The 19,037-nt window shown below is 63.7% G+C and carries 18 protein-coding genes and 1 pseudogene; 10 read left to right on the top strand and 9 right to left on the bottom strand.

The genetic code is table 11. The features are described from left to right. Positions 1-30: 30 nt before the first annotated feature. The gene (locus DVB37_RS08825) at positions 31-714 is read left to right on the top strand and encodes a transglutaminase-like cysteine peptidase (protein ID WP_046803731.1); all 684 of its coding nucleotides are present in this window, start codon (positions 31-33) and stop codon (positions 712-714) included. Positions 715-731: 17 nt separating this feature from the next. After that, complete coding sequence (locus tag DVB37_RS08820) at positions 732-2,684, top strand: LapD/MoxY N-terminal periplasmic domain-containing protein (protein ID WP_120154666.1); 1,953 nt, start codon at positions 732-734, stop codon at positions 2,682-2,684. A gap of 100 nt (positions 2,685-2,784) precedes the next feature. Here the strand turns inward: DVB37_RS08820 and DVB37_RS08815 are convergent, their stop codons facing one another. The 3 genes from DVB37_RS08815 to DVB37_RS08805 are packed head-to-tail and all read right to left on the bottom strand — an operon-like array spanning position 2,785 to position 6,031. Then, on the bottom strand, positions 2,785-3,612 hold the full coding sequence (locus DVB37_RS08815; protein ID WP_120154664.1) for a M48 family metallopeptidase: 828 nt from the start codon (positions 3,610-3,612) through the stop codon (positions 2,785-2,787). A 37-nt stretch (positions 3,613-3,649) separates the two neighbouring features. Beyond that, positions 3,650-4,717, bottom strand: a complete 1,068-nt coding sequence (gene aroC, locus DVB37_RS08810; protein WP_046803557.1) for a chorismate synthase — start codon at positions 4,715-4,717, stop codon at positions 3,650-3,652. Positions 4,718-4,753: 36 nt separating this feature from the next. Further along, complete coding sequence (locus tag DVB37_RS08805) at positions 4,754-6,031, bottom strand: bifunctional diguanylate cyclase/phosphodiesterase (protein WP_223265054.1); 1,278 nt, start codon at positions 6,029-6,031, stop codon at positions 4,754-4,756. Here DVB37_RS08805 and DVB37_RS28625 point away from each other — a divergent pair. From DVB37_RS28625 to DVB37_RS08795, 3 genes are all read left to right on the top strand, one after another. Next, entirely contained in the window at positions 5,987-6,196 is a 210-nt protein-coding gene (locus tag DVB37_RS28625) for a hypothetical protein (protein WP_240434193.1), read from the top strand. The two genes, DVB37_RS08805 and DVB37_RS28625, sit on opposite strands and share 45 nt — an antisense overlap. A 463-nt stretch (positions 6,197-6,659) precedes the next feature. Next, positions 6,660-8,627, top strand: a complete 1,968-nt coding sequence (locus DVB37_RS08800; RefSeq protein ID WP_120154662.1) for an EAL domain-containing protein — start codon at positions 6,660-6,662, stop codon at positions 8,625-8,627. An 8-nt stretch (positions 8,628-8,635) separates the two neighbouring features. Further along, positions 8,636-10,195 carry a sensor histidine kinase KdpD gene (locus DVB37_RS08795; RefSeq protein WP_120154659.1) on the top strand — a complete coding sequence of 520 codons (1,560 nt, stop codon included), beginning with the start codon at positions 8,636-8,638 and terminating at the stop codon, positions 10,193-10,195. On the opposite strand, the gene DVB37_RS08790 is transcribed toward DVB37_RS08795, so the two are convergent. After that, on the bottom strand, positions 10,177-10,896 hold the full coding sequence (locus tag DVB37_RS08790; RefSeq protein ID WP_006218682.1) for a response regulator transcription factor: 720 nt from the start codon (positions 10,894-10,896) through the stop codon (positions 10,177-10,179). The two genes, DVB37_RS08795 and DVB37_RS08790, sit on opposite strands and share 19 nt — an antisense overlap. Before the next feature lie 98 nt (positions 10,897-10,994). Here DVB37_RS08790 and DVB37_RS28300 point away from each other — a divergent pair, with 98 nt between their 5' ends. Further along, positions 10,995-11,138 carry a hypothetical protein gene (locus tag DVB37_RS28300; RefSeq protein ID WP_162941178.1) on the top strand — a complete coding sequence of 48 codons (144 nt, stop codon included), beginning with the start codon at positions 10,995-10,997 and terminating at the stop codon, positions 11,136-11,138. Here the strand turns inward: DVB37_RS28300 and DVB37_RS08785 are convergent. Continuing rightward, a complete protein-coding gene (locus DVB37_RS08785) occupies positions 11,122-12,609 on the bottom strand; it encodes a YdiU family protein (RefSeq protein ID WP_104145896.1) in 1,488 nt (495 codons plus the stop codon). The two genes, DVB37_RS28300 and DVB37_RS08785, sit on opposite strands and share 17 nt — an antisense overlap. Continuing rightward, complete coding sequence (locus DVB37_RS08780; protein ID WP_046803560.1) at positions 12,606-12,977, bottom strand: DUF2069 domain-containing protein; 372 nt, start codon at positions 12,975-12,977, stop codon at positions 12,606-12,608. The genes DVB37_RS08785 and DVB37_RS08780 overlap by 4 nt, the downstream gene beginning before the upstream one ends. Before the next feature lie 17 nt (positions 12,978-12,994). Between DVB37_RS08780 and DVB37_RS08775 the strand changes: the two genes are divergently transcribed. Both DVB37_RS08775 and DVB37_RS08770 read left to right on the top strand, forming a co-directional pair. Next, positions 12,995-14,308, top strand: a complete 1,314-nt coding sequence (locus DVB37_RS08775; protein ID WP_046803561.1) for a YihY family inner membrane protein — start codon at positions 12,995-12,997, stop codon at positions 14,306-14,308. 36 nt (positions 14,309-14,344) lie between these two features. Beyond that, positions 14,345-14,803 (top strand): CBS domain-containing protein, encoded by a 459-nt coding sequence (locus DVB37_RS08770; protein WP_006218678.1) that lies wholly within the window; start codon positions 14,345-14,347, stop codon positions 14,801-14,803. A 63-nt stretch (positions 14,804-14,866) separates the two neighbouring features. Here the strand turns inward: DVB37_RS08770 and dusA are convergent, their stop codons facing one another. Beyond that, positions 14,867-15,847: a tRNA dihydrouridine(20/20a) synthase DusA gene (gene dusA / locus DVB37_RS08765; RefSeq protein WP_240434134.1), complete on the bottom strand. Its 981-nt coding sequence runs from the start codon at positions 15,845-15,847 to the stop codon at positions 14,867-14,869. A 218-nt stretch (positions 15,848-16,065) separates the two neighbouring features. On the opposite strand from dusA, the gene DVB37_RS08760 reads away from it, so the two are divergent. Beyond that, positions 16,066-17,034 (top strand): homoserine kinase, encoded by a 969-nt coding sequence (locus tag DVB37_RS08760; RefSeq protein WP_104145893.1) that lies wholly within the window; start codon positions 16,066-16,068, stop codon positions 17,032-17,034. Positions 17,035-17,100: 66 nt separating this feature from the next. Continuing rightward, positions 17,101-17,904: a BPSS1780 family membrane protein gene (locus DVB37_RS28620; protein ID WP_046803619.1), complete on the top strand. Its 804-nt coding sequence runs from the start codon at positions 17,101-17,103 to the stop codon at positions 17,902-17,904. A gap of 6 nt (positions 17,905-17,910) precedes the next feature. Here the strand turns inward: DVB37_RS28620 and DVB37_RS28910 are convergent. Together DVB37_RS28910 and DVB37_RS08750 are read right to left on the bottom strand one after the other, a co-directional pair. After that, positions 17,911-18,021 (bottom strand): annotated as a pseudogene (locus DVB37_RS28910) (DUF192 domain-containing protein); the annotation flags it as partial. A gap of 143 nt (positions 18,022-18,164) precedes the next feature. Beyond that, a complete protein-coding gene (locus DVB37_RS08750) occupies positions 18,165-19,034 on the bottom strand; it encodes a type II secretion system F family protein (RefSeq protein ID WP_104145892.1) in 870 nt (289 codons plus the stop codon). Between the last annotated feature and the right edge of the window lie 3 nt (positions 19,035-19,037).

The following is a 19,037-nucleotide window of genomic DNA, read 5'->3' as shown; positions in this document are numbered from 1 at the left end:
ACGCGCTGGAAAAATGTGAAAATCCGTTTCATGTCTTCGACTCACCGTTTCCGCAGCCTGCGGGGCCTATGCCGGTTGGTGTTGCTGTGCCTGGCTTGCGTCTGGGGCGGAAGTTTCGCCCTGGAGGTCAGCTCGGACCGGCTGCAAAGCCTGGCCGCCAGCCGCTACGGCCCGAAAGGCGCGAAGGCGGTGGGCAACTGGCTACAGCTGTTGCGCAACCCGCCCCCGCGCGAAGAGCGGGACAAGCTGACGACCGCGAACGATTTCTGGAATCAGTCCCTGCTGTCCGGCGAAGACATCACCCTTTGGAAGCAGGCAGACTACTGGGCCACGCCGCTGGAATCCCTGGGCAGGGGCGCCGGCGATTGCGAAGACTACGTCATCGGCAAGTACTTCACGCTGCTTGCGATGGGCGTGCCCGCCAACAAGCTGCGTTTCATTTACGTCCGCGCGCGCGTGGGCGGACCGGCCAGCAGCAGCCAGGTCGCCCACATGGTGCTGGGCTATTACGACACCCCCAACGCGGTCCCGCTGGTGCTGGACAGCTTGATTTCAACCATCCTGCCGGCTACGCAGCGACGCGACCTGACGCCGGTGTTCAGCTTTAACGCGGACGGCGTCTACGTGGACGGCAAGCCCGCCGCGCCGGTTGACCGCCTGAGCCGCTGGCGTGATCTACTTCAACGCATGGAACGGGAAGGCATCCGCCCCTGATGTCCGGAAATAAGACTATGTCCATACTTCGACAGTTACTGCTCAGCGTTACCTTGGCAATCGGCGTCATTTTGCTGGGCACGCTGGCGCTTAGCGTGAATTCGGCGCGGGAATACCTGTCCGGCCAGTTGCAGGTGCAGAGCACCGACGCGGCCGTGTCGCTGGCGCTGTCCTTGTCGCAGCCCGCGAACAACGACCCGGTGTTGCAGGAATTGCTGGTGTCGGCGCTGTATGACGGCGGACATTTCTCGTTGGTGCGGCTGGCGGATCCGGATGGCAAGGTGCTGATCGAACGTCGCTCCACCGCCACGCCGAAGTCGGTGCCGGCATGGTTTCAAAAGCTGGCGCCGCTGGACACGCAGCCAGCCAGCCACGCGGTCAGCGACGGCTGGCGTCAGGTGGGTGAAGTGACCCTGATCGCCAACGATTCTTACGCCTGGGAAGCGCTGTGGCGCAGCAGCTTGAAGATGATCGCGCTGGTGATCGGTGCGGGCGTGCTGTGGGCGGTGTTTGCGTTCGTGCTGGTGGGCTGGATCAAGAACCGCCTGCTGCGCGAAATCAGCGACCACGTGCGCAGCATCGGGCGCGACACGCCGCCCGAACAGGTAGAGGCACGCGTACCCGAGTTGTCGGGCGTGGTGCAGGCACTGAACCAGACGCGCGAACGCGTCTACGCCAGCGTTGAGGAACAGAACGCCAAGATCGAATCGCTGGAACTGGAACTGAACCAGGACCCCGTCACGCGTCTGCCGAACCGCAAGTATTTCGTGAACGAATTCCGCCGCGCGCTGGAAGCGCCTGGCGTGACGGGCGGCCATGTGCTGGTGTTCCGTCAGCGCGATCTGGCCGACCTGAACCGCCACATGCCGCGCGAATTCATCGACCAGTGGCTGCGCGCCGCTTGCGAACGCATCCAGGGTGCCTTGAAGGCGCTGAACGTGTCGGCCCCGTTGCTGGCGCGCTTGAATGGTTCGGACTTTGCATTGCTGCTGCCCGGTTGCGCGGCGCCCCAGGCGATGATGGTTGCCGAACGGCTGCGCACCGATCTGCATGCCACCCGCATTCCCGTTGGCGAAGGGCATTTGTGCCGCTGGGCTCTGGCCATGACGGACTATGGCCAAGGCAGCCAGGCTGGCCCCGTGTTGGCAAGGCTGGACTTTGGATTGATGCGAGCCGAAAGCGCCAATAGCGATCAAGTGGTGATTGCGGGTGCGACCGACATGCAGTCCCCGTCGGAATCGGGTGAACGGGCGTGGAAGGACGCGATTCTGACCGCGCTGGAAGACCACCATTTCGAGCTGGCGACCGAGCATCTGTTGGCTGCCGACGGCACCGCGCTGCGCACCGAAGCGATGCTGATGCTACGCACGGCGCCCGACCAGGTCGCCATTCCCGCCACGCTGTTCATACCGCCGGCGGTGCGCCTGGACCTGGTGGCCGACTGCGATCTGGAATCGGTGCGCCTTGGCCTGGACTGGCTGGCGGACAACCCGGGTGAACTGGCGGTGCGCGTGGCGCTGCCGTCGCTACGGGGCCAGAAGTTCTTCCGTCAATTGGCGCTGTTACTGACCGAACGCCGCCCGCTGGCGCACCGCCTGTATCTTGAAATCGACGCGCACGGCTTGGTGGAATGCCACGAACAGATCGCCACGCTGGCGCGCGTGACCTCCGAGTTTGGCGCGCATATCGGCGTGCGCCGCCTGGCGCAGCAGTTTGGCGCCGTGGCGCAGCTGCACACCCTGCCCCTGTCCTATGTAAAACTGGGCGGCGGTTTTGTGGGCGGGATGTCGCAAAGCCCAGGCAGCCAGCAGTTGACGGCGTCGGTGCTGGAGACGGCACGTTCGCTGAACATCGACGTCTACGCCGAGGACGTGCCCGACGCCGAAACGCAGCGCATCCTGGCCGGCCTGGGCATTGCCGTGATGCGCGGACCGGGCGTCAAACCCGCGGCCGGCGCGGCATCGGCATAGGCGCGGGCATAGACGTAGCCGGCACCTGCATCAACAAATACGCCGCCTGGATCTCCAGGCGGCGTATTTTTTTATTCCCCGCGATCGCAGGACGATGCGGCTATTTCTTTGCTTGCTGATACAGCGGCAGGACTTGCTGCGCGGCAGCTTGCAAGTCGGTGATGCGGGACTCTGCCGACGGGTGCGTCGACAGGATTTCCGGCGGTGCGTTGCCGCTGCTGGCCGCGCCCATCTTCTGCCACAACGTCACGGCGGCGCGCGGATCGAAACCGGCGCGGGCAGCGAGTTCGACGCCCATGCGGTCGGCCTCGGTTTCGTGGGTGCGGCTATTGGGCAGCGAGAACATCACATCGGTCAGTTGGCCGCCCAGGTCAGACGCGGCGCTGGAGCCCGTGGCGATGGACAGCACCGACAAACCCAGGTTCGTGGCCATTTGCTGCGAGACGCGCTCGCGCGCATGTTCACGCAGCGCGTGGGCGATCTCGTGGCCAAGCACCGCCGCAAGCTCGTCATCGGTGGGCTTGATCTTGGTCAGCAAGCCGGTATAGACGGCAATCTTGCCGCCGGGCATGCACCACGCGTTGATTTCATCGCTGGAAATCACGTGTTCTTCCCATTTCCAGCCCACCGCGTCTGGCCGGAATACGCCAGCCTGCGCGATCAGCCGCTGCGAAATGGCGCGCACGCGCGACAGCTGCTGCGCGTCGCGGTCCAACAGCCCCTTGGCCTGCGCCTGCTTGAGGATGTCGGCGTATTGCTGGCTGGCTTCCTGCTCCAGCGCCTGGGACGGCACCAGGCTGGACATGTATTGCGTACGGTTCACGCCGATGGCACCGGATTGCGTGGTGTTCATGCCCGTGCAACCGCCCAGCAGTGCCAAGGCAAGCACGGCGCCGGCGCGGCGCAACAGATGACGATTACGTTTCAAGTCGGCCTCCTGAAGTCGATGGCAAGAGTATCGGGGATCAGAGCGGATCGCCGCACTGGCCGCGATGACGCAGCGCGTGGTCGATCAGTACCAACGCCAGCATGGCTTCGGCGATGGGCGTGGCGCGGATACCAACGCAAGGATCGTGACGGCCCAGCGTCTGCACCATGACGGGCTCGTTCGCACGATTGACCGAGCGGCGTTCAACGCGAATGCTGGACGTGGGCTTGATGGCCAGCGACACCGTGATCGGCTGGCCCGTTGAAATACCGCCCAGCACGCCGCCCGCATGGTTGGTCAGGAAACCATCGGGCGTGATCTCGTCGCCGTGCTCGGAACCGCGCTGTGCGATGCAATCAAAACCCGCGCCGATGGAAACGCCCTTCACGGCGTTCAGGCCCATCATCACGTGCGCGATGTCGGCATCCAGGCGGTCGTAGATGGGTTCGCCCCAGCCGGCGGGCAGGTTTTCCGCGACGACTTCAATGCGGGCGCCGACGGAATCGCCATCGCGGCGCAACTGGTCCATATAGGCTTCAAGTTCCGGCACGATCTGCGCGTTGGGTGCGTAGAACGGATTGTTGGGCACCTCGTCCCAGGACTCGAACGGGATGGCGACGGGGCCCAGCTGGCTCATGTAGCCGCGCACCTTCACGCCATATTGTTCGGCCAGCCATTTCTTGGCGATGGCGCCGGCCGCCACCGTGGGCGCCGTCAGGCGGGCCGACGAACGGCCGCCGCCGCGCGGATCGCGCACGCCGAATTTGCGCCAGTAAGCGTAATCGGCATGGCCCGGCCGGAACGTGTCGGCAATGTTTGAGTAGTCCTTGCTGCGGGCGTCCGTGTTGCGGATCAGCAGACCGATGGGGGTCCCGGTGGTGACGCCTTCGTAGACGCCCGACAGGATTTCGACCTGGTCGGCTTCCTGGCGCTGCGTGACGTGACGCGACGTGCCAGGGCGGCGGCGATCCAGTTCAAGCTGGATATCGGCGACGTCCAGGCTTAGCCCCGGGGGACAGCCATCCACGACGCAACCGATGGCCGGCCCGTGGGATTCGCCGAAATTCGTGACGGTAAAAAGGGTACCTAGGGTATTGCCGGGCATAGGGAGTCAACAGGTCGGATTTGCAAGCAACCCCGATTATGACACCGCCGAAGCCAAAGCCTGGATTTCCGAGGCGGGAGCGGGCCGGCCCAACAGGAAGCCCTGCATCACCCGGCAACCCAGCGACTTCAGAATTTCACGCTGCCCTTCGGTTTCAACGCCTTCGGCCACAACAGGCAGACGCATCGCCTGGCACAAACCGAAAAGAGCGGATACCACTTCGCGGCTGCCGGCATCGGACTCCAGCGCGGAAATGAAGCTGCGGTCGATCTTGACCCAGTCGATGGGCAGATGACGCAGGTGGTTCAGGCTGGAATAGCCGCAGCCAAAATCGTCCAGCGCAATGCCGATGCCCTGCGCGCGCAGCGTGTTCAACATCTTCACGTGGCGCTCGTAGTGCAGGATGAAAATCGACTCGGTAATTTCCAATACCAGTTTGCGAGGCGACAGCTGCGTGGCCTTCAGCACGTCGGCAATCAGCTGCACCAGGCCGTCTTCATTCATCTGCTTGACGGACAGATTCACATGCACGCGCCACGCCGGGGGCCACAGGGCGGCCTGCGAGCATGCACGCTCCAGGATCCAGGCGCCCAACGGCACGATCAGGCCGCTGCGCTCGGCCAGCTCGATGGTTACGGCGGGCGACACGCTGCCCAGCGTGGGGTGATGCCAGCGCAGCAAGGCCTCGCAGCCTTGCACGACGCCGGAGCCGCTATCGCAAACGGGCTGGTAGAACAATTCGAACTGCTCCATGGCCGGCGTGGTCAGGGCCAGGCGCAGATCATTTTCCAGGCCCTGCTCATCGCGATGCCGCGCCAGCAGACGGAAGTCAAAGAGATTCCATCCCGGTCCACCGCGCTCTTTGAGCGGCACCATGGCCACCTGCACGCAGCGTTGCAGTTCTTCGACCGTGCGGCCATGCTCGGGATAGAGCGCCGCCCCCACCCTGAATACCGCAATCAGGGTGCGCCCGCCAAGCGCGTAGGGTTCGCTAAGGTCTTCCAGCAGCTTGGCCGATACCTGGGCGGCGCCCACTTCGTCCACTTCGGGCACGCAAATAGTGAATGAATCCGTACCGCTTCGGGCCACCATGCCGCCCAGCGTCCGGGTGATCAGGCTTAGGCGATCGGCAACCAGCACCAGCAATGCCTGGTCTTCGCCGGCGCGCAGCATGGCGCTGATCTCGGCGTATTGTTCAAAGCTGACCAGAAAAAAAGCGCCTCGGCGCGCGGGCCCCTCTTTTTGCGTCAGCCAGGCACGGGCGCGACGATGCAATTCCTGCTGACTCAAAACGCCGGTCAACTCATCGCGCATCAAGCGACGACGCAGGGCGCGTTCCCTGCGCACGAAAAACAGACTGATCGCCGCCAAAGCGCCTGCGAGCGTCAGACACAGTGCGAGCAGGTAACTCTCACGCACGGAGCCCCCTATCTGGAAACCCTTGGCGTTGCGGTCCAGAAGGAAACCCAAGGGCTGTAACATTTTTTAAATTATGCATTATTTTCGCAAAAAAACGCCACACTTCGAAGGCAACGCGCCTCTTTTCCTTGTATTTCGAAGGTTCTTAGGATGCTCGAGGGGGGTCATGTCGGTCCTTGGATAGCGTTAGCCGGCCGGTCCGCAGACCCATGCCCTACCCTTACTACGACAGGCAAAGCCCAAAAATTAATACGTGGTGTCTCAATAGTTCTCAATGGGACGATTATCACGATCGAAATAATTGCACAGCTTGTCTGACGTGGCGCCTAATTTCGTAATATTCTGTACGTTCTGTGACATGCCGAATTACAGTGTAAGCGGCGCTGCTGAGGTATTAGTAACGTGTGTCACGTTTCTTATCCAGCTTTTTTCGCGCTGGGCACGTTCTTTGCCCGGCGCCCCCTTTACCCGGGCGACCCAGTAATCTTGGCTTGCTTGCTGCCCGCGAAGGGAATTGACCGACATGTCGACATTACGCCGATTACTTTTCTGCACTGCCCTGCTGGTCGGCTTCATTCTGCTTGGCGCACAGGCGCTGGGGATGGTCGCTGCCCATCGCTATCTGAATACGCAACTTGCCCAACAGAGCGAAGGCGGCGCAAGCGCCTTGTCGTGGGCGTTGGCGCACGCCTCGTCCCGCCCCGATGAGCGGGCGGCGTTGGCGGATGACCTGTTTGGACAGGGCCTGTATTCCATGGTGCGCATCGCCGATGAAGGCGGCGCCACGGTACTGGAACGGCACAAGGCCGCAACGGCCGGTCGCGACAGCGACTGGCGTACGGCCTGGCTAAACGTGCAGGCCCCCGCCGTGTCGCGCCCCTACGTGTCGATGGATGGCGGCGCGCGCGGCACCGTCACCGTGCAGGCGGATGGGCGCTTGGCTCGCGACACGCTCTGGCAAGGCGGGGTACGCGTTCTGGGACTGGTGCTGGCGGCCGGCGTGTTCTGGTCGCTGTTTGCCTTCAACCTGGTGCGCTGGATCGAGACGCGCACCTCGCGCGACATCTGTGATCGCGTACGTGCGTTGGCGCCGGGCAGCAGCGCGCCGCCCGTCGGGTCTTGCGAGCTGGCCGGGGTGGATCAGGCGTTCGTCGACGCGCAGCGTCGGGTGGCCGCGACCGTCGAGGAGCAGAACGCAAAGATCGAGTCGCTGCAAAGCGAGATTTACCGCGACCCCATCACCCGCCTGTCCAACCGCAAGCACTTCATCGACCTTTTCCGCGCGGCGCTGGCAGACAAGTCCACCGATGCGGGCGGCCACATCCTGATGTTCCGCCAGCGAGACCTGGCCCAGATCAACCGCCATCTGTCGCGGGCGTTCACCGATCAATGGCTGCGGTCTTCGTCCGACCGTTTGCGCAAACTGGTGGCGGAATTTGGCGGGCCCTCGGCGCAGCTGGCCCGGATCAGCGGGTCGGATTTTGCGTTGTTGCTGCCGTGCACCTCGGCGCCGCAGGCAAGCGTCCTGGCCGAACGCGTACGCCATGAACTGCGCGCGCTGCGCGTGCCCATGGACAAATATGGATGGTGCCGGTGGGCGCTGGCGATGGCCGCTTTCGCGCCCGGCGACAACATGAGCGATACGCTGGCCAGGCTGGATCACGCGCTGATGTGCGCGGAAAGCGCCGACGACGACCAGATCACCCCAGCCAGCCAGGCCGCCGACAGCACGCGCATCGGCGAGTACAGCTGGCACGACGCCCTGGTCACCGCACTGGAGCAACACCGCTTTTCGTTGTCGGTGCTGCCGCTCTACGCCGTGACGGGCGAATTACTGCATCACGAGGCCAGCCTGACGCTGCATGACACCACAGACGGCGACCCGGTCCCCGCCTCGATCTTCATGCCACCGGCGGTGCGGCTTGGCCTGTCGGCGGAATGTGACATCCAGGCGATCCGGCTGGGGCTGGACTGGCTGTTCACCCGTTCTGCCGCGCTGACGGTGCCGGTATCCCTGGCCTCTTTGACCCAGACTTCTTTCCTGTCGCGGCTTGAACGCATGTTGGCGGATCGCCCGGCGTTGACCGGACGGCTGTTCATCGAAGTGGACGCCGATGGTTTGATCGAACAAGCCGGTGACCTGCGTCAGCTGTGCCGCATCGTGACCACGGCGGGCGCCCGCGTCGGCCTGTCCAGGCTGTCGCAGCAATTCGGCGCGATGGAACGGCTGCACGAATTTCCGGTTTCCTATTTGAAATTGTGCGGCAGCTTCATTACGGGTTTGCGCCATAGCCCGGGCAGCCAGCACCTGGCCGCCACGGTCATGGCCACGGCGGCAACGCTGGACATGGCCGTATACGCCGAAGACGTTCCCGATTCCGCCACCCAGCTCATTCTGGAAGACCTGGGCGTCCGCGCGATACGTGGGGCTGTCGTAAACTTCGCCCATACGCGCGAGCTGGCGCCGGATCACCAATGGGTTACTAGTTGAAGGAAGGATTGTTTCTTCGCATCCACGGCCTTTTCGGCGCACGAGGTGAACGCCGCGCCGCGACAGGATCGCAAGCCCTGTTGTCGCCACTGGGGCTATTGCTGGCGTGTGCATTCTTCTTGCCGGCGGTCGCGCGGGCCTACGGTGTCTCTCCCCCAATTGCAGGACTACAGCTTGGCCTGACGGCGGGCGTCGCCATTGCGTGCGGCCTGGCGTGCGCGCTTGTGTGGGCGTGCGCCCGCGCGTCGATTTACGGCGCCGGCCTGGCCTTCGTGACACTGGAAGGCGTGTTTCGCACCTTGCCCACATTGCTGCCGCCGGGCGCCCTGCAAGCCGGCTCTTATGCCGCGTTGCTGGCCGTGACGGCGCCGCTGGTGGCAGGTGCCGGCGTGGCCCGGTCCGCAACCATCGCGTCCGCATGCCGTGCCTTGAGCATGGCGCTGGCCGGCGTGGCCGCATTGGCGCTGATATTCGTCTACGAGACCGAGGATGGGCTGATTCCAACCCTGATCGCGGGACTGGGAGCCGGCATCAGCGCGGGCCTGGCCATCTGGTTCGCCGTCCAGGCCGCAACGCAAAAAAAAGGCCGCCCGCTGGCGCTGACCGTGGCGTGTATTCATGCCACGACCGCGTGGATGCTGGGCGGCGAGGCCTGGCTATCGAACGGCGCAGACACGTCCGGTTCGCTGATTGAAGTGGCGCGGCTGTTGTTGGTGACCGGCGCCCTGCTCGGCTTGGCGCTGATCGGCCAACGTCACGGAAGCGCCGGCGACCGCCGGGCGGGTCAGGACCACGCGGATGCCGAACATGTTGCCCAGGGCGAACTGCGCGTGGCGGAACTGGCCGGCGCGCTGGACACGCAACGCCAGATGAACGCGTTGATTTCGCACGAGCTGCGCGCGCCGTTGGCGACCATCAGCGCGGCCGCGCAATCGCTGGACATGATCCTGTCCGACAGCGGTGAAGCGGTCGACACGCGCCTGGCTCGCATCCATCGGTCCGTTTCGCGGATGACGGAATTGATGGACCAGCTGCTGAACCAGGACCGCCTGGGCGATCAGGCCTGGACGCCCAGGGGCGAGCACACGGATCTGGCGGAGTTGGCACGCGATGTGGTGACGGCGATGCGGCCGGACACCGCGCACGCGCTGCTGCTGGACGCCGACGACCGCTTGCCGGTGTTCTGCGACCGCCCGCTGACCAGCGTGGTCGTGCGCAACCTGATTCACAATGCGATCAAGTATTCACCGGCCAACGAGCCGGTCCGGATTGAAGTGGGTCAGATACGTGAAGGGGATGCGCCGATGGCGTGGCTGGCGGTGGTGGATCGCGGGCCGGGCATCGAAGATCAGGACCAGCCGCGCGTGTTCGAACCGCATTTTCGGCGTTCCGCGCATCGGGAAACGCAAGGCATGGGCATCGGGCTATATCTGGCCCGGCGCATTTGTCAGAACCAGGGCGGCTGGTTGACCCTGCACAGCAAGGTGGGCGTGGGGACGCGCTTTGTAATCACCCTGCCCGTCAATGCCCCCGGAGAACCGGGCGCGGATCAGGCCGCGAAAACGTAACCCTGACCGCGCACCGACAACACCGGCAACTTCAGGCCCGCGCTTTGCGCCTTGGCGCGCAGGCGGCTGACCAATACGTCAATACGGCGCAATTCGAAACCGCCCGGGCTTTCAGGCAAAAACAGTTCTGCCAGCACCTGCCGGCTGACGGCATTACCTGCCGCGTCCATCAGCGCCATCAAAAACGTCCGTTCTTGGGCGCTAAGGTGCAGTGAGGCGCCGTCCGGGGCCACCAGGATCCAGCCCCCGTCTTGCAGGGACCAGGTGCTGTCGGCAGAGGCGCGGGTTTCAGCATCGGCGGGGCGCGGGGCCTTGGCCAGCCGCATCCGGCGCGCCAGGCTGCGAATCACGGAACTGAGTTCCAGCAGGTCGACGGGCTTGGTCATGTAGACGTCAGCGCCGCCTTCCAGCCCGCGCACGCGGTCTTCAAGCGCGCTGCGGCCGGTCAGCATGACAATGCCCACGGGGCTCAAGGCTCGTAAACGCGTCGCGACCGAAAAGCCGTCCTCGCCAGGAAGATGCGCGTCCAGGATGACAATGTCGCACGGCTGTTCCTGCAATCGGCGATAGAACGCCGCAGCATTGTCACAAGCAAACGCTACCCGAAAACCATAGCCGCCCAAGCCTAACGCCAATTCCTCGCGGAAGTCAGCGTCATCCTCGAGCAGACCGATACATAGCAAACCATCTGCGCCAGGCATATTCAGAGTGCTTTATATTGAAAATTGTCGACAAATGCCCCATGGATGCGGTATGCGATCCTGAGTGTCCCGCAGGCGACAATCTTACGAGATTTACAATGGAAACGAATGATTGCAGAGAAAAAAAGCGTGATATTTCGCTCTCTATCATCGCTTTTTCGCGTAAATCGCCGGAAAACGCCCCCGCCACCGCCCACCTTTGCGCGATTCGGGATAATCCGCTCGTCAAGACGAGCAGCTGACTTCCAAACTTCCGGCCCAATCCGGGGGCAACCCGGCGTAACGTTCGTACCCGGCCTGCGCCGTGTACGGGTCGCGCAGCAGCCTCATCAATGTGTCGATTTCGCTGGCGTCGCCCGTCTTGGCAGCCCGGATCGCCTCTTCAGCCAGGTGATTTCGCAATACATATAGCGGGTTCACGCGGTTCATGCCGTCGGCCACTTCTTGCGCGGGGCGGCCCTCTTGTGCGTGGCGCGCCAACAGACGATCCAGCCATGCGCCGGCAGCGGGACGGTCGATGAACAGGTCTTCGAACCCGCTGCGCTGACCCAGCACCGCATCCGCCAATCGGCGCCACGACAAAGTGAAGTCCGCTTGATTCGCGTCCATCAGTTTAAGCAGGTCGTCCAGCAGCGGCTCGTCGGCCGGCTGCCAAGCGGCCAGCCCCAGTTTGGCGCCCATGCGGTCATGGAAAGCGCGCGTGAACACCGCCTCGAATTCGTCCAGCACCGCCCGTAGCGGCTCGACGTCTTGCACCAGCGCGTGCAGGCTTCCGCCCAGGCGATACAGGTTCCACAGGGCCACCGACGGCTGACGATTCCACGAATAACGCCCTTCCGAGTCGGAATGGTTGCAGACGTGCCCCAGCCGAAAGCCGTCCATGAACCCATAGGGGCCGTAATCCAGGGTCAAACCCAGAATGGACATGTTGTCGGTGTTCATCACGCCATGGCAAAAGCCCACGGCCTGCCAATCCGCCATCAGCCGCGCGGTGCGGTGCGTGACGGCACGCAGCAGATTCAGATAAGGGGCAATCTGGGCCTGGGCCGGATCGGCCGGCGCTTCGCGGCATTCAGGGTAAAAGCGGTCGATCACATAATCGGCCAGCGTCTTGAGCAGTTCGGGCTGGCGGCGTGACGACCAATGTTCAAACGAGCCGAATCGCACGAAGCTGGGGGACATCCGGGTCACGATCGCGGCCGTCTCGACGGTTTCCCGCATGACCGGGTCGTCAGATGTCACCAACGCCAAGGCCCGCGTGGTGGGGATGCCCAACCCATGCATGGCTTCGCTGGCCAGGTATTCGCGTACCGAGGATCGCAACACGGCGCGGCCGTCGCCCATACGCGAGTACGGCGTCATCCCGGCGCCTTTCAACTGCAATTCCCAGCCGCCATCCGGCCCTTGGACTTCGCCCAGCAAATGGGCACGGCCATCGCCCAGTTGGCCGGCCCACACGCCAAACTGATGGCCGCTGTAGACCGCCGCCAAGGTGTCGCCGCCCGGCAAGGGTGCGCGGCCGGAGAACACTTCGAGGAATTCCGGCGTATCCAACGCGGCCGGGTCCAGGCCGATCAACGCCGCAGCGTCCGCATTGGCGTGCAACAGGCGCGGATTATTCAGGCCTTGCGGCGCCAGCCGGGTGTAGAAAGCAGCGGGCAACGCGGCAAAGCTGTTGACCGCTTGAAGTTCGGAAAGAGATCTGGCATTCATGCGCGTTGGCTCCTGGCGGCGCGCTTGGCGGGCCGCACATAGAAAATGGCGCTAAGGAAAAAGATAGCCGAAAGAACGATTTCGCCCCAGGCCATCAGGACGGAAAGCGGCGCCGGATCCGACATCGCCCGCACCACGCCTTCCATCAGATATAGCAGCGACAACATGGACGCCCACTGATAGGTATAGAGGTTGCCGCGCAAAATGCCGCGCAACGGAAAGGCCAGCGGCAACGCCTTCAGCAGCATCCAGGACCCGCCCGGCCGCAGCGGCGCCACCACCGTTTCCCAAGTAATGCACAAGACGATCAAAGCGAACAATGACGCCGAGGCCAGCAGGCGTAGACGGGGGTTGAGTTCGGGATTCATGCTGCTATTATCGCCTGATGAATCGCCCCGCCGAGCCCGGCGCCGCTACGCCGGTGGCCCCCGAACCCTCGACCGCGCGCTCTTCATGGGTAGCAAGGGCCGGACGCGTCTTCCGGTTCACGTTGCAACGCGCCGGCGAAGAAAAGCTGCTGCAGGTTGCCTCCAGCCTCACCTTCACGACGGTGCTGGCCATCGTGCCCATGCTGGCAGTGGTGCTTTCCCTGTTCACCGCCTTTCCGGTGTTCCAGGAGTTCCGTGTCGCCCTGGAAGACTTCCTGACCAACAGCTTGATGCCCCCGTCCGTCTCGGACAACATCATGGAATACCTGAACCAGTTCGCACGCCAGGCGTCCCGCCTGACGGCGATCGGCGGCGCATTCCTGCTGGTGACTTCCCTGCTGTTGATCATGACGATCGACCAGGCTTTTAACGACATCTGGCATGTGTCCCGCCAGCGGCCCTTGCCGCAGCGGGCGCTGGTGTATTGGGCCATCATCACGCTGGGCCCCGTCCTGGCAGGCGCCAGCCTGTGGGCGACCTCGTTCGTGGCGCGCGAATCGCTGGGGCTGGTCCGGGACGTGCCGGAAGTCGTCAGCGTCATCGTTTCTTTTATCCCGCTTGTCCTGACCGGGCTGGGCTTTGCGGCGCTATTTGTCGTCGTGCCGAACCGCGACGTGCTGTGGCGCGACGCGTTGGTGGGCGGCGGGGTGACGGCGGTTGCGCTGGAAATCATGAAGTCGGGTTTTGCCTACTACCTGACGCGGTTCCCCACCTACACGGTCATTTACGGCGCGTTCGCGACGCTGCCCATCTTCCTGTTGTGGATTTACCTGTCGTGGCTGGCCGTCTTGCTGGGCGCCACCCTGGCCTCAAGCGCCCCGCTGATCCGGCTGGGCCGCTGGGAAATCAACCGCTACCCGGGCGCGCAATTCGTCGACGCCCTGGATGCGCTACGCGCGTTGCGCCGTGTGCAATCCGCCAACCCGCCCGGTCTGCCCGCCAATGTGCTGGCGTCCCAGTTGCGGCTGCATCAGGACGAACTGAACGAGGTGCTGGAAACGCTAAGCGCAATGGGCCTGGCCACCCGCAGCCCCGACGACCACTGGGTGCTGACCTGCGATGCCCGCGAAACGTCGATGGCGCCGGTGGTCGATAATTTCCTGCTGGACCGCAGCCAGCCCAGGGTCCGTAACGACCCGGAAATTCTGCGAGTCGCTTCGGCCGTTATTTCACAGCAAAATACACCCACGCTGGAAGAACTGTGCGGAGAAGCGCAGAATACCGAAAATGGAATCGCTCCCTTACTGCAATTGGAAGCGAACAAGAAATAGCAAAGCATCAGGGCGCAGTCCGCCCGGGAGGAACCGATGTTGAAGGTCAGTGAGATTTTGCGCGTCAAGGGCGATACGCTCTATACGGCGTCGCCCGACATGCCTGTGTCCCAGGCTGTGCAAACCATGAGCGAGCAGGATATTGGCTCGCTTGTCATCATGGAATTCGGCACCCTGACCGGCATGCTCACGTTCCGCGAGATCATCCGCCACATGCACGCGCACGGCGGGGCCGGCGAAACCACGATTCGGTCGATCATGGACGACGCGCCGGTCAGCGTTTCGCCCAATACCAGCGCCGATGAAGTCCAGCGCCTGATGCTGGAAAAGCATGCGCGGTACATCCCGGTCATGGACGGCCCGACCCTGATGGGCGTGATTTCGTTCTACGACATGGCGCAGGCGATCGTCGCGGCGCAGCAGTTCGAAAACAACATGCTGAAGGCCTATATCCGCGACTGGCCGGCTGAAACTGCCGAACCGGCAAAGTCCTGATTGTTCTGATTAGTTCGGTCAGGCTAGGGTTCAGGCAGCGCTAGCCGCCACCCCGACGCCACGCTACACCCCTGCCGGCGCCGCTTCCAATGCGGCGCCGCGCACGTCAGGCGCCTGCCGCTGGCTGCGCCATGCGTCGTAGATCAGTTCGGGGTTGTTAGCCGAAAGCAGGGCCGGGTCGGACAACATCCGGCGCCAGCGACGCGCGCCCGACTGGCCGTTCACCAAGCCCAGCATCGGCCGGGTCATCACCCGCAATGGCACGCCCTGGGCCACCTGGCGGGCGGCGTATTCCGTCATGGCGTCGACGACTTGCGCGTCACTGGGCAAGCGTACCGACGGCCACAAGCGCAGCGACACCTCGGACAGCACGCGCGGCGTGTGCCAGGCCGCGCGGCCCAGCATCACGCCATCGAATTCGCCAGCCGCCTGCACCGACTGGTCCGCATCCGCCAAGCCACCATTCAACACGAAGGTGCAATCGGGAAAATCCCGCTTCAGCTGCTTGACGACGTCGTAGCGCAGAGGCGGGATTTCGCGGTTGTCCTTGGGCGTCAGGCCCTTCAACACGGCATTGCGGGCGTGTGCGATGAAAACGCGACAGCCGGTGTCGTAAATCTTGCCGACGAAATCTCGGACAAAGTCGTAGGAATTTTCGTAATCCAGACCCAGGCGGTGTTTAACGGTGACAGGAATGTCGACCGCGTCCTGCATGGCTTTGATGCAATCGGCGACCAGGTCGGGTTCCGCCATCAGGCAAGCCCCAAAAGCGCCTTTCTGCACGCGCTCCGATGGACAGCCGCAATTGAGATTGATCTCGTCGTACCCCCATTGACGGCCCAGCTTGGCCGATTGGGCCAGTGCATCGGGCTCGCTGCCGCCCAGCTGCAACGCAACGGGGTGCTCGGCTTCGTCAAAGTCCAGGTGGCGCGGGATGTTGCCGTGCTGCAGCGCGCCCGTGGTGATCATTTCCGTATACAAGCGCGCGCGGGGGGCCAGCAGCCGGTGGAAGAAACGGCAATGGCGGTCGGTCACGTCAATCATCGGGGCGACGCACAGCCGCCAGTCGGGGGAGTCCAAGAATCACTCTACAAAACAAGGGGATGCGGTATTTTACGGGCTTCGCGGCATTATGTCCGGGACGCCCTGCCAGACAGTGCCCGGCGCTTCCGAACGGCCGGACGCTATGTGGTCTAAAATTGCGCCGCCGCCGCCGCACGGGCTTGTCCCAGCGTCCGTTAACCCCTATTCCCTGCATATCAATGGCCGTATTTACTCCCGTATCCGACGACGACGCGCGCGCCCTGCTGGCGCAATTCGATCTGGGCGAGTTCGTCTCGCTTCGAGGGATTACGGCGGGTATCGAGAACACCAACTACTTCTTGTATACGACCCGCGGCGAATATGTGCTGACGTTGTTCGAAGTGTTGACCCACGCCCAACTGCCGTTCTATATCGAATTGATGTATCACTTGGCGGAACGCGGCATCCCGGTGCCTCGGCCGCAGAACCTGCGCGACGGCACCCGCCTGACGACGCTGCACGGCAAGCCCTGCGCCATCGTGTCGCGCCTGCCGGGCGGGTACGAGCCGGCTCCCGGCGCCGCGCACTGCGCCCTTGCCGGCGCGACCCTGGCGCGCGCCCATCTGGCGGCGCAGGACTTTCCCATACACCAACCCAACTTGCGTGGCTTGAACTGGTGGCTGGATACGGCCCCCAAGGTGATGCCGTTCCTGGCGCCCGCGCAAGCCGAGCTGCTGACTGCTGAATTGGCTGCCCAGCAGGCCGCGGTGGCCACGCCCTCCTGGCAAGCCCTGCAAACCGGCCCGGCCCATTGCGACCTTTTCCGCGACAACGTCCTGTTCGCGGGCACCTTCGAAGATCCGCTCATGGGCGGCATCATCGATTTCTATTTCGCTGGCTGCGATACCTGGCTGTTCGACGTGGCCGTCAGCGTCAACGATTGGTGTATCGAACGTGACACGGGCGAGTTCGTCCCCGAACTGGTGCAAGCCTGGCTGTCGGCCTATGCCGCCGTGCGCCCCTTCACCGACGCCGAACGCCAGGTATGGCCGCTGATGCTGCGCGCCGCCGCGTTGCGGTTCTGGGTGTCGCGCCTCTACGACTTTTATCTGCCCCGCCCGGCCCAAACGCTTAAGCCGCATGACCCCCGACACTTTGAAAGAGTGTTGCAGGCGCGCCACCGCCCGGGCTTGCCAATATTGCCGTAACCGTAACGCCCCCCATAATGGGGCTAGCGCGTCCCTTTTTGAGAGCTATCCCTCCTTTAGAGAGCCATGCAAGCAGCATTCCTACCCGCGACATCCGGCTGGCAATGGGTTCGAGACGGCTTCCGCCTGTTCCGCAAGCAACCCCTGGCCATGTTCACCTGGGCCATGTTCATCAGCCTGCTGGTCGTTTTCGCCAGCGCGACACCGCCCGTCGGCCCCATCCTGGTCGTGGCGTTCATGCCCATCATCACCCTCATGACGTTGTCCGCGTGCAAGCACGTCGAAGCCGACCGCGTCATGTTGCCGTCGATGTGGGGCAAGCCGCTGAAGCAACCGGGCGTGTTCAGAAAGCTTTTCGTCATGGGCCTGCTGTACGCCGGTTTGAGCATGGCGGCCGGTTTGCTGACGTTTATGCCGTTCATGGATTCGATGGCGGAAGCTTATCGGATTGCATCGGTCGAACGTTCCCTGGACCCGATCCTGATGGCCATGCGCGTGCCGCTGACCATCTTCGCCATTATTTATGTGGTGATTGCCGCGTTGTTCTGGCATGCACCCGTTCTGGTCGCCTGGCACGGCCTGCGGCTGGTGCAAGCCCTGTTCTTCTCTGGCATCGCGTGCTGGCGTAATAAGTGGCCCTTTCTGGTGTATGGCGCCACGTGGGCCTTGGTGTTTCTTTTCATCGACCTGTGCGCGGGCTTGTTGGTCTACATGGGGTTGTCGCCGCAGTTTGCCGGCACGTTGCAGATTCCGTTCAACATCGCCGCAGGCGGCGCGTTGTATTGCAGCTTCTATCCTGCCTATACCTCCGTGTTCGGCATCAATAACGCCAGCACGCATCTCGACAACGGCAATAGCGCCCAGGCATAGGGCGATGCGGCATGGCGGCAGCGCCCGGCGCACCGCTATCACGCCTAAATCGCGCGACACAAACGCCACGTCGATGGCGTAGCGCATGCCAAAGGTATGCACAGCGGCACAAGGCATCAGCATCACACCGGACCGACTGCCGGGCGGTCGACGCCCGAGCAGTCCGCGCATCCGCCCTTTCCAGTCAAGCACACGCAAGAATCGCAGCCGGGCCAGCGGCAAGGGGCTTTGGCTTTGGCTTTGGCTTTGGCTGTTCCGGTTCATGGAATGCTCTGAAGCAGCTGAACCGCGATCGGAAAGGCCAGCACAATGAACGTGCACGGGAAGATGCAGCCAATCAAGGGCAACAGCATTTTTACCGGCGCCTGCATCGCTTGCTGTTCGGCCCGCACATGCCGGTCACCACGGCACTGCGCCGCCTGCGCACGCAGAACGGGGCCGAGGCTGATGCCCAGCGTCTCGGCTTGAGCCAGCGCCGCAGCCCACGTCCGGGCGATCGGGCTATTGCTGCGGTCAGCCAGCGCTTTGATGGCCACGGTGCGCGTCACGCCCGCCCGCATTTCCGACAGTGCTTCTGACAGGGCATCGCGCAACGCACCCTTCGGCCCGCTTTGCGCCGCAACTTGCAGCGCCCCCTGCACGCTAAGGCCCGCTTCCACGCATAGCGTCATCATGTCGAACACAAAGGGCAAGTCGCGTTCAATGCTGCGGCGCCGCGCTTCGCTCAGCCCATGCAACCACAGGCGTGGCGCCACGCCGGCCACCATGGCCGCCGCTATCGACCACAGCCACCCGCTTTGAAAGAAGGCGTCAAAGGCCGTCGTCAGGGCTGCGCACACACCGCCTGCAAGCAACGCCGCACTGACGCCCAACGCCGCGACGTGCGCGTAGCCAACCTCGGCAGTCAGCCCGGCCAGTTCGACTGCACGGGCCAGGCGGGCACGCAGACGCCACGAACAAAGCGGCCCCACAAGGGGCGCCACGGCCGACACCCACGGCCAAGCCACCCGCCACCACCATGGCAGCCCGGCCAATACCAATCGGTTGCCGCCCAGCAACGGACGCAATGCGGACCAAGTCAACCAGCCCACGGCCGCCGCGGCCATCATCATGCTCAAAGTCAGCAACATGGT

Source organism: Achromobacter sp. B7 (assembly GCF_003600685.1).
GTDB classification, from domain to species: Bacteria; Pseudomonadota; Gammaproteobacteria; order Burkholderiales; family Burkholderiaceae_B; genus Achromobacter; species Achromobacter spanius_B.
This window is presented reverse-complemented; position numbering and strand designations above follow the sequence as displayed.

Excerpts from the sequence above, each read along its gene's own strand:
- DVB37_RS08750 (WP_104145892.1), bottom strand. The coding sequence starts at position 19,034 with ATGTTGCTGACTTTGAGCATGATGATGGCCGCGGCGGCCGTGGGCTGG.
- DVB37_RS28620 (WP_046803619.1), top strand. The coding sequence starts at position 17,101 with ATGCAAGCAGCATTCCTACCCGCGACATCCGGCTGGCAATGGGTTCGA.
- DVB37_RS08820 (WP_120154666.1), top strand. The coding sequence starts at position 732 with ATGTCCATACTTCGACAGTTACTGCTCAGCGTTACCTTGGCAATCGGC.
- DVB37_RS08800 (WP_120154662.1), top strand. The coding sequence starts at position 6,660 with ATGTCGACATTACGCCGATTACTTTTCTGCACTGCCCTGCTGGTCGGC.
- DVB37_RS28625 (WP_240434193.1), top strand. The coding sequence starts at position 5,987 with ATGCAATTCCTGCTGACTCAAAACGCCGGTCAACTCATCGCGCATCAA.
- DVB37_RS08825 (WP_046803731.1), top strand. The coding sequence starts at position 31 with ATGTCTTCGACTCACCGTTTCCGCAGCCTGCGGGGCCTATGCCGGTTG.
- DVB37_RS08770 (WP_006218678.1), top strand. The coding sequence starts at position 14,345 with ATGTTGAAGGTCAGTGAGATTTTGCGCGTCAAGGGCGATACGCTCTAT.
- dusA (WP_240434134.1), bottom strand. The coding sequence starts at position 15,847 with ATGATTGACGTGACCGACCGCCATTGCCGTTTCTTCCACCGGCTGCTG.
- DVB37_RS28300 (WP_162941178.1), top strand. The coding sequence starts at position 10,995 with ATGGAAACGAATGATTGCAGAGAAAAAAAGCGTGATATTTCGCTCTCT.
- DVB37_RS08785 (WP_104145896.1), bottom strand. The coding sequence starts at position 12,609 with ATGAATGCCAGATCTCTTTCCGAACTTCAAGCGGTCAACAGCTTTGCC.
- DVB37_RS08805 (WP_223265054.1), bottom strand. The coding sequence starts at position 6,031 with ATGCGCGATGAGTTGACCGGCGTTTTGAGTCAGCAGGAATTGCATCGT.
- DVB37_RS08790 (WP_006218682.1), bottom strand. The coding sequence starts at position 10,896 with ATGCCTGGCGCAGATGGTTTGCTATGTATCGGTCTGCTCGAGGATGAC.
- DVB37_RS08760 (WP_104145893.1), top strand. The coding sequence starts at position 16,066 with ATGGCCGTATTTACTCCCGTATCCGACGACGACGCGCGCGCCCTGCTG.
- DVB37_RS08780 (WP_046803560.1), bottom strand. The coding sequence starts at position 12,977 with ATGAATCCCGAACTCAACCCCCGTCTACGCCTGCTGGCCTCGGCGTCA.
- aroC (WP_046803557.1), bottom strand. The coding sequence starts at position 4,717 with ATGCCCGGCAATACCCTAGGTACCCTTTTTACCGTCACGAATTTCGGC.
- DVB37_RS08775 (WP_046803561.1), top strand. The coding sequence starts at position 12,995 with ATGAATCGCCCCGCCGAGCCCGGCGCCGCTACGCCGGTGGCCCCCGAA.